Genomic DNA, 13,985 nt, shown 5'->3' with positions numbered 1-13,985 from the left:
GTGCAGCAAAAACTCTCACTACGTGGTCCACCAAAGCCTCACTTCGCGAGCACAGATATTGATCCACTCGAAGCGCTACGTTTCAGGAAGAGCGGTCTTACAAACGAGCGTGACATGCGAAGAAAACTCCTGGTCCGGAGCCTCTCGCCTACGCCGGCCAGACGACGGCACACGCGGAGCGCGCGGCGTCCAGCGGCTCCTGCTCGCCGGCCACCATGCAGGCGAAGCCGGTGCCCCGCCAACCGGCACACCGCGTCATTCCGAAGGAATGCGAAACTCGAATTCGGGACGGTCCCACAGCACGGCGGGCGGGTTCGCGAGCGCGGTCCCGCTCCGCACCGCACCGACGCGGTGGTAGAAGTCCTCGGCCGGAGGATGCGACACGACCTTGACACGGTCGATCCCGGCGGCACGGGCCTCGGACTGCATGTGCGCGACGAGCAGTCGTCCAATACCCCGTTCTTGCGCTTCGTCGGCGACGAACAGCAGGTCGAGCTCCGGTGGAGCGAGGACGAGCGAGTAGAACCCGAGGACCCGGCCTCCGTGCTCGTCGGCGCCGACGGCCACAAAGGCGCGGTGGGCCTCGATGTAATCAGGACCGACCCGGTAGCCCGCGACTGCGGCTGCGTACTTGCCCTGGTAGGCGCCTGAGCCACGCACGAGACGTGTGAGCCGTCTGGCATCCCGCGCGACGGCCCTCCGTATCGTGATCGGCTGGCTGATCGGGGAGGTGCGTGAACTCATCGGGAGAGTATTTCGCACCGGGGGTGCCTTCGTGCGGCGGGTCGGCTGCTCGGGCAGGCGTTCCTCCACCGCTCCCGGGAACCGCTCGCCCAGTCCCATACGGGCCGGGAGCTCGCACGGGATCTCCCTCCTTGTCGACTTTTACGGGAAGTGACCGTTCCTCTTCGGCGGCATGCGGCGGCTCGCCTCCGCCGCCTCCGGGCTGCCGTGCCCCAGCGGCGGGTGTAAGCAGGAAGCATGCGTCCATGGCGGCGGGTCTCGCACCGCATTCACTCGTGGCAGGCCAGCGACGCTCTGCTCGCGGTGCCGCTGAGTCTGATCGCCGCCATCATCGTCGCCGACATCCTGACCCCGCCCCACGTGCCGCTGGGGCCCCTGCTGATCGTGGCTCCCGCCATCACCGCGTCCTTCGCCAGTCCCCTCCTCACCGCCCTGGTCGGCCTCATCGCCGTGGGAGCCCTGCTCGGCGTCGGCGCGGGGTTCCACCTGCTGACCACGGAGAGCGTCGGCGCGCAGATCATCTCCCTCGTCGTGGTCTCGGTGGTCGTGACGGTATTCCGGTATCTGCGCGAGCGGCACTCCCGTGAACTGGAGCAGGTACGAAGAGTCTCGGAGGCCGCGCAGCGGGTGGTGCTCAGGCCCTTGCCCCGGCGCATCGGGCCGCTCCGGGTGGCGTCGGTGTACATGGCGGCCCAGGAGGAGGCGCTGATCGGCGGCGACCTGTACGCGGCCGTGCGCACCTCCTTCGGCACGAGGCTCATCATCGGCGATGTGATGGGCAAGGGCCTGACCGCGATGGGCGACGCCTCGCTGCTGCTGGGCGCGTTCCGGGAGGCCGCGCGCCGGAAGGCGGCCCTCCCCGAGCTGATGACCTACCTCGAGCGCAGTGTGTGCTGGAACCTGGCCGAGCCCACCGAGTCGACGGACGAGGGGGAATGCTTCATCACGGCCGCGATCATCGACATCCCCGACGCGGCGCCGCAGGCGCAGATGGTGTCCTGCGGGCACCCTCCGCCCCTGCTGCTGCGCGAACGGAAGGTCGTCACGCTGCACGCCAGCGCTCCCGCTCCGCCGCTGGGGCTGGGGGAGCTGAGCACGCCGGAGTACCGGGTGGACACCTTCCTGCTGGAGCCCGGGGACCTGCTGCTGCTGTACACCGACGGTGTGGTCGAAGCTCGCGACCCCCGGGGCCTCTTCTACCCGCTCGCCGCACGGGCCGTCTCCTGGGTGCAGGACAGCCCCGTGGCTCTGGTCCACCATCTGCGGGCCGACCTGCTGGACCACGTCGGCGGCCGCCTGTCCGATGACGCCGCCGTGGTCGCTCTGCAACGCACCGCCGGTCCTTAGGCCGTGCGCCCGGGGGTCGTCAGAGAGCGCCCGGTGCGCCCAGGCCGGTCAGGGCGCCGACCGGGTCGAGGTCGGGGGTGCCGCGGGGCCACCAGTCGTCGCGGTTCTGCTCCGATTCGTACGCGTACCACAGGCCGTCCCGGCCCAGGCGGAGCTGGAGATGGCCGCGGGGGTGGGTGAGCCGGTTGCGCCAGGGCCGGAAGGCGGGCAGGTCGGCGGCGAGCAGCAGCGGCCGGGCCCGGTCGAAGCGGCCGGCCGGCGGGTCCCAGGGCTCCTCCAGGACGGCGAGTCCTTCCCCGCCGCCCTGGCGCCAGGCCGCCACCGCGCGCGCCAGCTCGGCCGTGGTGCGGCCGGTGGCCGAGGCGAGCGAGGCGTACAGGGAGCGGGTGGCCGCGGTCAGTCCGGAGCCGGGGCGTGCGGCGGCGAGGCGTACCGCGTCCTGCCACAGGGTGAGCCCGCCGACCGGATCGCGGCCGGTGGTGAGCAGGGCGTGGGCGCGGGCGGCGGCGTCGGTGGCCAGCTGGTCCAGGGCGAACGGGTCGGGGCCGCCCGGAGCCGCCGGGTACACCGGGGGCTGCTCCGGGTGCGGGGGTGCGGGCAGGGGCGCGGGCAGCGGCGGGCGGTGGCTCTCGGCGAGCGCGTCGGCCGCGCGCAGTCCCGGGAACGGCTCCGGTTCCCGCTCCTGCGCGGCGCGGGCCGCGCGGGTGGCGTTCAGCCGGGACAGGGCGTCGAGCAGTTCGCGCTCGCCCCGGCCGCGCAGCAGCAGCAGGACGAAGGGGTCCGCGTCCAGCAGGCGTGCGGTCTGATAGCAGAGGGCGGCGGCGTGTTTGCAGGGGTGACCGCGGTCCGGGCAGCTGCAGTGCGGCTCCAGGTCGCCCGGGCCGGGGAGCAGCGGGACCCCGCAGTCGGTGAGTGACTGGGGCATCTCCTTGTCGAGGAGTGCGGCGATGTGCCCGGGGCGTTCGGCGACGGCGTCCAGGAACCGGTCCCAGTCGGTGTCGTCCAGCGTCCGCAGTCGCACCTGGACCCGGTACGGGCGCGGCCGGCTCCCCTGCACGTACGCGAGGACCAGCCCCGGGGTGACCGTGACGGCGTCCACGTGCCCCGTCTGCGCGTACCCGCGCCCGCGCGCCAGCCGCGCCGCGTCCAGCGCGCCCTCCTCCAGCGCGTCGATCCACGCATCGCCCCACCAGGTCTCGGCGAAACGCTCCCCTTCCCCCTCCCGCGCCGGAAACGCCGGGAACGTACGCCGAAGTTCGCTGTCCCGGCGAGGGGAGGCCATGGTGCGTGGCATCCCGGAGGGGACGCCGGGGATGGCCTCCTGTGGCGTGTGGTGCGGAGGGTCGGCGGACGGGGTGGGCGACGCGTCCGCGCCGGAGGCGACAGGGCCGTCGTCGCCGGGATCCGGGGCGTGGTCGGGCTTTGCCGGGGGCATCCGGAAGGCGCCGGTGGGCGCGTGGGCGTGGGTGTCCGCGCCGCCGTATTCGACGGTGGTTCCGGCCGGGGGGTCGGCGGGCGTCGGCCGGGGTGCCCGGCGCGGAGGCGGGGTCGGACCGCGAGCGGCCCTGGTCCCCGCCTGCGCGGCGTCCTCGCGGGACCGCTCCGCACGGGCCGCACGCCGGGCCAGGGCGCCGCGCAGTGCCTCGCGCGCGGCCTCCGAGGGACGCGCCCCCGCGGGCGGCGATGGTGGGGCGTCGTCCGCGGGGGCGTCATCCGCCCGGGCGCCGGAGGGCGCCGCCGACCGGGGTGCCGACTCCTCCGTGCCCTCCGCGACCTCCCTGCCCTCTGCGGCCTCCGCGGCCTCCGTACCCTCCGCGACCTCCACGGCCGTCGACGGCCCGTGCCCGGCCCCGTCGTGCGCGGTGCTGTCGCCGTGCCGGGCGGACACCGCGCGCCGCAGGGCGTCCCGGGCGGCGTCCCCGGGTCGGCTCACCGAACCGGCCGGGTCGTCCGGCGCGGGCGTGCGCCGGTCCGCCGGTTCGTCGGGTGTCCGGGAACGCTGTTCCCGGGCGGCGCGCAGGGCCCGGCGTGCCACGTCGGCGGGGCGCTCGTCCATCAGGCCTCCCTGCGCAGCGAGACCAGGTCGGACAGCTCGCGGTCGGTCAGTTCCGTGAGCGCCGACTCGCCCCCGCCGAGGATCGCGTCGGCCAGGGCGCGCTTCACGGCGAGCATCTCGGCGATGCGGTCCTCCACGGTGCCTTCGGTGATCAGGCGGTGCACCTGCACCGGCTGGGTCTGGCCGATGCGGTAGGCGCGGTCGGTGGCCTGCTCTTCGACCGCCGGGTTCCACCAGCGGTCGAAGTGGACGACGTGGCCCGCGCGAGTGAGGTTCAGGCCCGTGCCCGCCGCTTTCAGGGACAGTACGAGGACCGGGGTCTCGCCGCTCTGGAAGCGGTCCACCATGCGCTCGCGCTCCGGGACCGGCGTACCGCCGTGAAGCAGGTCCACGGGGACCGCGCGGCTGGTGAGGTGCGAGGTGATCAGGCGGGCCATGCCGACGTACTGGGTGAAGACCAGCGCCGAACCGTCCTCGGCGAGCAGGGTGTCCAGCAGCTCGTCCAGGAGCGCCAGTTTTCCGGAGCGCGCCGCCGGCCGGTCGCCGCCGCGGGCGTGCTCGTCCTTGAGGTAGAGCGCCGGGTGGTCGCAGATCTGCTTGAGCGAGGTCAGCAGTTTCAGGACCAGTCCGCGCCGGGCCATGCCCTCGGCGGTTTCGATGGCGAGCATCGACTCGCGCACCACGGCCTCGTACAGTGCGGCTTGCTCGCGGGTGAGCGGGACGGGGTGGTCCGTCTCCGTCTTGGGCGGGAGCTCGGGGACGATTCCGGGGTCGGACTTCCTGCGGCGCAGCAGGAAGGGGCGTACCAGGCGGCCCAGGCGCCGCACGGCCTCGCCGTTGTCCTCGGCCCCGCCGCTCTCCACCGCGCGGGCGTGCCGGGCACGGAAGGACTTCAGCGGGCCGAGGAGCCCCGGGGTGGTCCAGTCGAGCAGGGCCCACAGTTCGGAGAGGTTGTTCTCCACGGGGGTGCCTGTGAGGGCCACGCGCGCGGGGGACGGGATCGTTCGCAGCGCCTTCGCGGTCGCCGAGTACGGGTTCTTGACGTGCTGGGCCTCGTCGGCGACGACCATGCCCCAGGGCTGCCCGGCCAGCAGGGGTGCCGCTGAACGCATCGTGCCGTACGTGGTGAGCACGAAGCCGCCGCCGAGGCCGTCCAGGGAGCGGTCCGGGCCGTGGAAGCGGCGGACGGGGACGCCGGGCGCGAACCGGGTGATCTCCCGCTGCCAGTTCCCCAGCAGGGAGGCCGGGCACACCACCAGGGTGGGTTCGTGGTGCGCCCGCTTGAGGTGCAGGGCGATGACGGTGACCGTCTTGCCGAGGCCCATGTCGTCCGCGAGGCAGCCGCCGAGACCGAGGGAGGTCATGAGGTCCAGCCAGCCCAGGCCACGCAGCTGGTAGTCGCGCAGGGTGGCGTCGAGGCCCGGCGGCGGTTCGGCGGGCCGTACGCCGGCCATGAGCCGGTCCCGCAGGGCCGCCAGCGCGCCGACGGGCACCGCCTCGACCGTCTCGCCGTCCACGTCCGCGGTGCCGGTGAGGGCGACGGACAGCGCGTCGACCGGGTCGAGCAGGCCGAGGTCGCGCCTGCGGGCCTTGCGGACGAGGGCCGGGTCCACGAGCACCCAGCGGTCCCGCAGCCGCACCACCGGGCGGTGGGCCTCGGCGAGCGCGTCCATCTCGGCGTCGCTGAGCGGATCGCCGCCGAGCGCCAGCTGCCAGCGGAACTGGAGCAGTTCCTCGCTCTCGAAGAAGCCGGTGCCGTCCTTGGCGGAGCCCGGCGCGGGGCGCACCACCGCGGTCGCCGTGAGGTCCTGGGCCAGGTCGCGCGGCCAGTGCACAGCGACGCCGGCCGCGGCGAGCCGCGTCGCGGCCACGCCGAGCAGCTCGCTCACCTCGGCTTCGGAGAGGGCGAGGACGTCGGGCACCTCCTGCTCGGAGAGCCGGTCCAGCGGGGTCCAGACGCGGGCCGCGCGCCGTACCGCGAGGGCGGCGTCCACGCGTGCGCGTGGGCCGAAGGCCGGGTCCGCCTCGCCCGCCCACAGGGCCGCCGCGTCGGTGACGAGGGTGGGGTCGGCGAGGCTGTGCACCTGGACGATCGCCGCGCCGGCGCCCCGGGCGGCCCCGTCGTCGGCGCCGTCGAACAGGTCGTGCGCGGACAGGTCCAGGCGGAGCGAGACGCGTACGCCCGCGTCCATGCCTGCGGCGACCTCGGCCGCCCAGTCGTGGGCGTGCGGCAGGCGCTGCGGGCCGCGGGCGGCGAAGGGCTTCCCGCAGGTGTGGGGCGCGGCCGGGGTGCGGGGCAGGGTGTCGGCCACCGCGTCGAGGAAGGCGCGCAGCAGCGCCTCCGGTTCGGGCAGGCGCAGTGGGCCCGGACCGGGCAGAGGGACGGCGTGGCCCTCGTGGGGCAGGGCGGCGGCGATCGCGCGCAGGTGGGCGATGTCGTCCGGGTCGAGGGGGCCCGCGCGCCAGGCGTCGTGCCCGGTGGCGGTCAGGCCGGGCAGCAGCCGTCCACGGGCGACGAGCCGCAGCGCGTGCAGGGCGGCGGCCCCCCAGCACGCCGTGGCGGGGTGCGCCGCCGGATCGTGCCGTGCCCGGACGAGGTGCGGCAGCGCGTCCTCGATCGGCAGCGTCAACGCGGGCGCGCTCCTGCGCCGGGCCCCCTGCCCGTGCCGCCGCACGACCGTGAGCTCCGTATGCGCCGGGTCGGCGGCGGGATCGGCGGCTCCGTTCCCCGGCCATACGTCTCCGGTCGGGTCCCAGAAGGCGATGCGGCTGTCGCGGGGAAGAGGGGCCGGGAGGAAGAGCGCGGCGAGGCGGGGGGACAGGGGGGCCGTGTTCGTCGCGTGGGCCGTCACGCCGGCCGCCGTGTCGCTCATACGTTCTGTCACCTCCCGCTCGCCGTCCGGTCCAGTCGTCTTCGACTCTACGGGCGGGGTCTGACAATCGGCTCCGGCGGCCTGGGACGGGCCGCGGTCGGTGGCAGCCGGCGTCAGGGGACGGTGCGGGAGACGACGTAGACCATCGGCAGGACCGGGTTGGACAGGTTCACGACCACGTCCTGCGTGGGGGCGGGGTTCTTCTGGCTGTGGCTGAGGCCCCACCAGGGGCCGGGGCTCGTGAAGGTCCAGCCGGTGGTCGTCTTGTCCCGGGCGCCGACGGTGACGGCGCCCTCCTTCAGGTCGTCGCGGTTGACGCCCATGGCCTCCAGGAAGGAGGTGAGGCCCGGTTCGGTGGTCCGGAACTGGACGTAGAGGCGGCTGGTCTTCCAGTTGTTGGTCTCGTAGTAGGAGACCATGTCGGCCGGGTGCGGTATCGGGACCTGGTAGAGGCGGCGCTGGACCTTGGACGGGTAGCCGGGCGCGAGGCCCCTCACCGCGTACCGGGCCTCCTTGTCCTTGCCGCTGTCGCGGCTCTGGTTGGCGGAGATCACCAGGTAGCCGGCCGGGACACCGATGAGCAGCACGATGATCAGCAGGGTGAGGGTCCTGCGGCGGTTGCGGCGCCGGCGGTCCTCGACGCGCGGTGGCCGGCCGTCCGGAGGCGCCGCCTGGCGGGGCAGCGACATCGTCACAGCGCCTCCCGGGCCTCGCGCCGCGCCTGCGCGTACCGCTCGTAGCGCTCGTACCGCTCGACCCGGCGCCGCTTGGCGCGCCGGAAGCGGCGGGCGACCAGCCGGGCGAGGTCGGCGGCGCCGACCATGCCGGCCTCGGGGCCGAGCTGGGCGCGGGTGATACGGGCCTCGGGGCGGTAGCCGCGGCCGGTGAGGTGCCGCCGGAACGCGTCGCGCGCGGGGCCGATCAGCAGGTCGTCGGCCGCGGAGACCCCGCCGCCGATGACGAAGCAGGACGGGTCGAGGGCGGCGGCCAGGTTGGCGATGCCGACGCCGAGCCACTGGCCGATGTCCTCCAGCAGCTCGATGCACATGGCGTCGCCCTCGCGGGCCAGCTCGGTGATCATCGGCCCGGTGATGTCGGGGATGCTCCCCTTGACGTGCTCGATGATCCCGTAGGCGACCGGGGAGTCGGCCGCGGCCAGCTCACGCGCCTCCCGCACCAGGGCGTTGCCCGAGCTGTACTGCTCCCAGCAGCCGCGGTTGCCGCACGGGCAGCGGTGGCCGCCGGGCACGACCTGCATGTGCCCGAACTCGCCGGCGACCCCGAACTTGCCCCGCTTGACCTGGCCGTCCTCCAGGATCGCGCCGCCGATACCGGTACCCAGCGTGATCATGACGAGATGGTCCTCGCCGCGGCCCGCGCCGAAGCGCCACTCGGCCCAGGCGGCGGCGTTGGCGTCGTTGTCGACCAGGACCGGGACGGACAGGCGTTCGGAGAGGCGGTCGCGCAGGGGTTCGTTGCGCCAGGACAGGTGGGGGGCGAACAGCACGCGGTTGCGGTCGGCGTCGACCCAGCCGGCCGCGCCGATGCCGACCGCGTGCACGTCGTGCCGGTCGGACAGGTCCAGGACCAGTTCGACGATGGTGTCCTCGACGACCCGCGGGCTCTTGGACTTGTCCGGGGTCTCCGTGCGGAGCCGCTCCAGGATGTTCCCGTCGGCGTCGACGACGCCCGCCATCACCTTGGTGCCGCCGATGTCGATGCCCACCGTGGGGACGCGGGGCGCGGTCAGGTGGGAGCGCCGCTCCCGGGTACCGACCGTGCGCAGCACGGGGGCGCGTCGGGAGCCGATGGGGGCGGTGAGGTCGCGGTAGGTGCTCATCGGGCCCGATTCTGCCGCACGCTGGGTAAGGGTTCCGTACGGGGCACCGAGGGGGCGGCGCCCGGTTTGTACCGGTACTTGTACCGGGTACGGAGGCACGGGTGCCGTCGCGCCCGCGCCGCGGAGCCGCATGATGTCACAACCTCCCGGGCCCTCAGGACCCTTGCAGTTCATGGCGCAGATCGTCCAGGTCGCTGCCGCCGGCCATCTGCCGGGTCAGCTCGTCCAGGGTGATCGCGTCCCGAGTGTGGTGGCCGGCCATGGCGCCCCGCCTCAGCAGGACGAACCGGTCACCTACGAGGTACGCGTGATGCGGGTTGTGGGTGATCAACACAACGCCCAGGCCCTGGTCGCGGGCCGCCGCCACATACTTCAGTACCACGCCCGACTGCTTCACGCCGAGTGCCGCGGTCGGCTCGTCCAGGACGAGCACCTTCGCGCCGAGGTACACCGCGCGCGCGATGGCGACGCACTGGCGTTCGCCGCCCGACAAGGTGCCGATGGGCTGGTCGACGTCGCGCAGGTCGATGCCCATCCGCAGCAGTTCGGCCCGTGCGGTCCTGCGCATGAGGCCGACGTCCAGGCGCTTGAAGGGGCCGGTCCCCTTGCGCGGCTCGGAGCCGAGGAAGAAGTTCCGCCAGACCGGCATGAGGCCCACGACCGCCAGGTCCTGGTACACCGTGGCGATGCCCCGGTCCAGGGCGTCGCGCGGTGAGGTGAGCCGGGTCTCCTCGCCCTCGACGCGGAGGACGCCGCCGTCGTGCTGGTGCAGCCCCGCGATGATCTTGATCAGGGTCGACTTGCCGGCGCCGTTGTCGCCCAGGACGCAGGTGATCTCCCCGGCGTGGACCTCCAGGCCGACGTCCTCCAGGGCGCGGACACCGCCGTAGTGCTTGCTGACGCCGGACAGCTCCACGAGTGCCGTGCGGGCTTCGGCCCGCGTGCTGGTACGTGCTTCGGTGTGCGTCACTTGGTGGCCTCCGCCCGCCTGCGGACCCAGGTGTTGAGCAGGGTCGCGAGGAGCAGCATCGCTCCGAGGAAGAACTTGAACCAGTCGGGGTTCCACTCGGCGAAGACGATGCCCTTGCTGGTCATGCCGAACAGGAGGGCCCCGACCGCCGAGCCGATGGCGCTGCCGTGTCCGCCGGTGATCAGGCAGCCGCCGATGACGGCGGCGATGATGTAGATCAGCTCGTTGCCGACGCCCTCGCCGGACTGCACCGCGTCGAAGGAGAACAGCAGGTGCTGCCCGCAGATCCAGGCGCCGAGGGACACGCCCATGTAGAGGCCGGTCTTGGTCCGGATGACTGGTACGCCGACCGCGCGGGCGGCGTCCTTGTTGCCGCCGACCGCGAAGATCCAGTTGCCGGTGCGGGTGCGCAGCAGGATCCAGGAGGCGACGGCGACCAGGCCGAGCCACCACAGGATGGTGACCTTGACGTCGACGCCGCCGAGAGTGAGCGTCGAGGCGAACACCGTGTGGGCGCTGGGGAAGCCCTCCATGTCGCCGATCGTCTTGGTGGAGACAGTGCCGCCGATCAGCTTGGTGAGGCCCAGGTTCATCCCGGTCAGCATCAGGAAGGTGCCCAGGGTGACGATGAAGCTGGGCAGCCCCGTACGGGTCAGCATGAAGCCGTTGAAGGCGCCGATCGCCAGGGTGACCAGCAGTGATACGCCGACCCCGACCCAGACGTTCGCGGTCATCTGGTAGCTGAACATCGAGGAGACCAGCGCGGAGGACGTCACCATGACGCCCGCCGACAGGTCGAACTCGCCGCCGATCATCAGCAGCGCGACCGGAACCGCCATGATGCCGATCACCGAGGACGCGTACAGGACGGTGCTGAGGCTGGAGGCGCGCAGGAAGCCGTCCGCGGCACAGGCGAAGAAGACGAAGACGGCGATCGCGCCGACGACCGAGCCGAGCTCGGGGCGGGTGAGCAGCCCGCGCAGCGCGGAGGTCCGCGGAAACGTTTCAGCGGCGGAGGTCCCGGCGGCGGCATCGGGCCGGTCGGTGGTGGTGCCGCTCATCGGGTGCCCCGCTTCGTGTACTCCTCCAGCGTGGCCGCCTGGTCCTTGGTGACGATCTGCGGGCCGGTGAGCACCGGCCGGCCACCGCCGAGGACGTCGCCGTTGTACTTGTAGAGCCAGAGCAGGTCGACGGCCTGGTAGCCCTGGAGGTAGGGCTGCTGGTCGACGGCGAAGCCGAGCGTGCCGTCCTTGAGTTCGGCGGCGACCTTGGCGTTCAGGTCGAAGGTGTCGACCTCGGCGCGGCTGCCGGCGTCGGCCTTCGCCTTGACGGCGGTGTCCGCGTAGGGGGCGCCGAGCGTGACGACGGCGTCGACGGACCTGTCCGCCTGGAGCCGGGCGCCGATCGCGGCCTGCACGTCGGGCATGTTGGTGCCGTTGACGTAGAGGTTCTCGACCGTGCCGGAGAAGGTCTTCGCCACCCCGGCACAGCGCTGCTCGTGGCCGACGTTGCCCTGTTCGTGGAGGACGCAGAGCACCTTCTTCCTCCCGCGCTCGGCCAGCTCCTGCCCGACGGCCTCACCGGCGACGGACTCGTCCTGGCCGATGTGCGCGAGGGCGCCGTACGCCTTGGACTGCGCCGATCCGGAGTTGACCGTGATCACCGGGATGCCGGCCCTCTCGGCGCGGGCCACGGCGGCCTTGAGCGCCTCGGGCTTGGCGAGGGTGACGATGATGCCGTCGACCTTCTTGTCCACCGCGGCGTCCACGAGCTGGGCCTGCTGCTGGGCCTGGGCGTCGTGCGAGTACAGGAAGTTGATGTTGTCCTTGACGGCGGCCTGCTTGGCGCCGCTCTGCACGAGGTCCCAGAACGTGTCGCCGTCCCCGGAGTGCGTGATCATCGCGAAGGTCCAGCGAGGGGTGTTCACCGCGGCCCTGCCCTGGGCCGCCGCGGCCTTGCGGGCGTCCTCCGCCCGCTTGCCGCCGGTGCTGCTGCACCCCGCGAGCGACAGGGACAGGGCCCCTGTCAGCGCGATGACTACCCAGGTTGGAAAGCGTGCCACGAGGCCGTGCCCTTCTTGCTGTGCCCGAACGTACGCAAGGGGCCGACAGTGATCCCACCGGCCCCGAACGTTCCATTATCGGACACCGGAATGCCCGGTTCCGCAGCCGGGGAGCGATGACCGGTCATATTGTCCGGACATGGGGACGTGAGGTCGGAGGCGCGCGAGGCCGTCAGGACCGTACGAGGAGCTGGAACTCGAAGGAGTAGCGGGAGGGGCGGTAGGTGTGCGTGCCGTACTCCACCGCGCGGCCGGTGTCGTCGAAGGTGGTGCGCTGCATGGTGAGCAGAGGCGCGCCCTCGGCCTCGGCGAGCCGCTCGGCCTCGGCGGGGGCGGCGGCGCGGGCGCCGATGCACTGGCGGGCGCTGTGCAGGGTGATCCCGGCGGCGCGCATCAGCCGGTACAGGCCGGTGGCCTCCAGCTGGCCGGTGTCCAGGTCGAGCAGTCCGGACGGCAGGTAGTTGGTCAGGTACGCCATCGGCTCGCCGTGGGCCAGGCGCAGCCGCTCGATGCGGTGGACCTCCTCGCCCTCGGCCACCGCCAGGGCGGCGGCGACCTCGGCGGAGGCCGGGACCACCGTGTTGACCAGGACCTTCGTCGACGGGCGCTGCCCGGCCGCCTCCAGATCGTCGTAGAGGCTGCTCAGTTCCAGCGGGCGCTTGACCCGGCTGTGCACGACCTGGGTGCCGACACCTCGGCGGCGCACCAGGAGGCCCTTGTCCACCAGCGACTGGATGGCCTGGCGGACGGTGGGCCGGGACAGGCCGAGCCGGGCCGCCAGCTCGATCTCGTTGCCCAGCAGGCTGCCGGGGGTGAGTCTGCCGTGCTCGATCGCCGCCTCCAGCTGCTGGGACAGCTGGAAGTACAGCGGTACCGGGGAACTCCGGTCCACACTGAGCTCGAGTGAGACGGTGGGGTCCACTTCTGGTTTCGGCACGGGCCGAGCGTAGCTCCGCGGCCGGATGACGGGAAGTAGTGAAGTCCGATTGTCCGGACATGCCGATTGACAGGGTCAGGGGTCCGCCCTCACTTTGTTTCCATGCGCATCGGGGTCATCGGTACGGGCCGCATCGGCACCATCCACGCGAACACGCTCAGCCGTCATCGAGAGGTCGGATCCTTGATCCTCACGGACGCCGATCCGGCGCGGGCACAGGCCCTCGCCCTGCGGCTGGGTGAGACGGCGGCACCGGGGGTGGACGAGATATTCACCTGGGGGGTCGACGCGGTGGTCATCACCACCGCGACTTCCGCCCACGCCGAACTGATCGGCCGGGCGGCACGGTCGGGACTGCCGGTGTTCTGCGAGAAACCCATCGCCCTGGACCTGCCGGGGACATTACAGGCGCTCGCCGAGGTCGAAGCCGCGGGCACGGTGCTTCAGATGGGGTTCATGCGCCGCTTCGACACGGGTTACGCGGGCGCCCGCGAGGCCGTGCGCTCGGGTCGCCTCGGGCGTCTGCACACGGTGCGCGCGCTCACCTCCGACCAGGCACCGCCACCGCCCGAGTGGCTTCCGCTGTCCGGCGGGCTGTTCCGGGACGCACTCATTCACGACTTCGACATGCTGCGATGGATAACGGGCCGTGAGGTCGTCAGCGTGTACGCGACCGGGTCCGACGCCGGCCCCCCGATGTTCCGCGCGGCGGGCGACGTCGACACCGGTGCGGCGCTGCTCACCCTGGACGACGGCACGCTCGCCACGGCCACCGCGACCCGCCTCAATGGCGCCGGGTACGACGTGCGCATGGAACTGGCCGGTGAACTGGACCAGATCGTCGTCGGCCTCGACGACCGAACGCCGATCGCGTCCACCGAGCCGACCGGCCCGCCGGCCGCGGACAAGCCCTATCCCGACTTCCTGGAACGCTTCGGTCCCGCCTACGAGGCCGAACTGGAGGCGTTCGTAGGGGTGTTGCATGGTGAACGCCCCAACCCGTGCGACGGCCGCGAAGCCCTCCAGGCCCTGCGCATCGCCGAGTCCTGCGAGGTCTCCCGCCGCGAACACCGTCCGGTGAGCCTGGCGGAGATCCCGGGCGCCGACAGGGCCGTCTTCCGCTGACGGGCCGACGCCCGCGGCCATCGCGGTCGGG

At 72.9% G+C, this 13,985-nt stretch carries 11 protein-coding genes; 2 read left to right on the top strand and 9 right to left on the bottom strand.

Going from position 1 to position 13,985, the window contains the following annotated elements; all coding sequences use genetic code 11:
* Positions 1-255: 255 nt before the first annotated feature.
* A complete protein-coding gene (locus CG719_RS01070) occupies positions 256-744 on the bottom strand; it encodes a GNAT family N-acetyltransferase (protein WP_199836455.1) in 489 nt (162 codons plus the stop codon).
* Between the two features lie 237 nt (positions 745-981).
* Between CG719_RS01070 and CG719_RS01065 the strand changes: the two genes are divergently transcribed.
* Entirely contained in the window at positions 982-2,091 is a 1,110-nt protein-coding gene (locus tag CG719_RS01065; RefSeq protein WP_100566527.1) for a PP2C family protein-serine/threonine phosphatase, read from the top strand.
* A gap of 19 nt (positions 2,092-2,110) precedes the next feature.
* On the opposite strand, the gene CG719_RS01060 is transcribed toward CG719_RS01065, so the two are convergent.
* The 8 genes from CG719_RS01060 to CG719_RS01025 all read right to left on the bottom strand — a co-directional run bounded on the left by CG719_RS01060 (position 2,111) and on the right by CG719_RS01025 (position 12,814).
* Positions 2,111-4,147, bottom strand: coding sequence for an SWIM zinc finger family protein (locus tag CG719_RS01060; protein ID WP_100566526.1), 2,037 nt, complete (start codon positions 4,145-4,147; stop codon positions 2,111-2,113).
* A complete protein-coding gene (locus CG719_RS01055) occupies positions 4,147-7,020 on the bottom strand; it encodes a DEAD/DEAH box helicase (protein WP_100566525.1) in 2,874 nt (957 codons plus the stop codon). The genes CG719_RS01060 and CG719_RS01055 overlap by 1 nt, the downstream gene beginning before the upstream one ends.
* Positions 7,021-7,133: 113 nt before the next feature.
* Positions 7,134-7,715, bottom strand: a complete 582-nt coding sequence (locus tag CG719_RS01050) for a sugar kinase (RefSeq protein WP_100566524.1) — start codon at positions 7,713-7,715, stop codon at positions 7,134-7,136.
* Positions 7,712-8,860 carry an ROK family glucokinase gene (locus CG719_RS01045; RefSeq protein WP_100566523.1) on the bottom strand — a complete coding sequence of 383 codons (1,149 nt, stop codon included), beginning with the start codon at positions 8,858-8,860 and terminating at the stop codon, positions 7,712-7,714. The genes CG719_RS01050 and CG719_RS01045 overlap by 4 nt, the downstream gene beginning before the upstream one ends.
* 154 nt (positions 8,861-9,014) lie before the next feature.
* A complete protein-coding gene (locus tag CG719_RS01040) occupies positions 9,015-9,830 on the bottom strand; it encodes an ATP-binding cassette domain-containing protein (RefSeq protein WP_100566522.1) in 816 nt (271 codons plus the stop codon).
* On the bottom strand, positions 9,827-10,891 hold the full coding sequence (locus CG719_RS01035) for an ABC transporter permease (RefSeq protein WP_100566521.1): 1,065 nt from the start codon (positions 10,889-10,891) through the stop codon (positions 9,827-9,829). Before CG719_RS01035 ends, CG719_RS01040 begins: the two co-directional genes overlap by 4 nt.
* Positions 10,888-11,892, bottom strand: coding sequence for a sugar ABC transporter substrate-binding protein (locus CG719_RS01030; RefSeq protein WP_100566520.1), 1,005 nt, complete (start codon positions 11,890-11,892; stop codon positions 10,888-10,890). The genes CG719_RS01035 and CG719_RS01030 overlap by 4 nt, the downstream gene beginning before the upstream one ends.
* 172 nt (positions 11,893-12,064) lie before the next feature.
* Positions 12,065-12,814, bottom strand: coding sequence for a GntR family transcriptional regulator (locus tag CG719_RS01025; RefSeq protein ID WP_100566519.1), 750 nt, complete (start codon positions 12,812-12,814; stop codon positions 12,065-12,067).
* 117 nt (positions 12,815-12,931) lie between these two features.
* Here CG719_RS01025 and CG719_RS01020 point away from each other — a divergent pair, with 117 nt between their 5' ends.
* Positions 12,932-13,954, top strand: a complete 1,023-nt coding sequence (locus CG719_RS01020; protein ID WP_100566518.1) for a Gfo/Idh/MocA family protein — start codon at positions 12,932-12,934, stop codon at positions 13,952-13,954.
* Positions 13,955-13,985 lie beyond the last annotated feature (31 nt).

Source organism: Streptomyces sp. CB01373 (genome assembly GCF_002803075.1).
GTDB lineage: Bacteria > Actinomycetota > Actinomycetes > Streptomycetales > Streptomycetaceae > Streptomyces.
The sequence above is the reverse complement of the archived record's forward strand: the minus strand, read 5'-3'. Positions and strand labels throughout refer to the sequence as shown.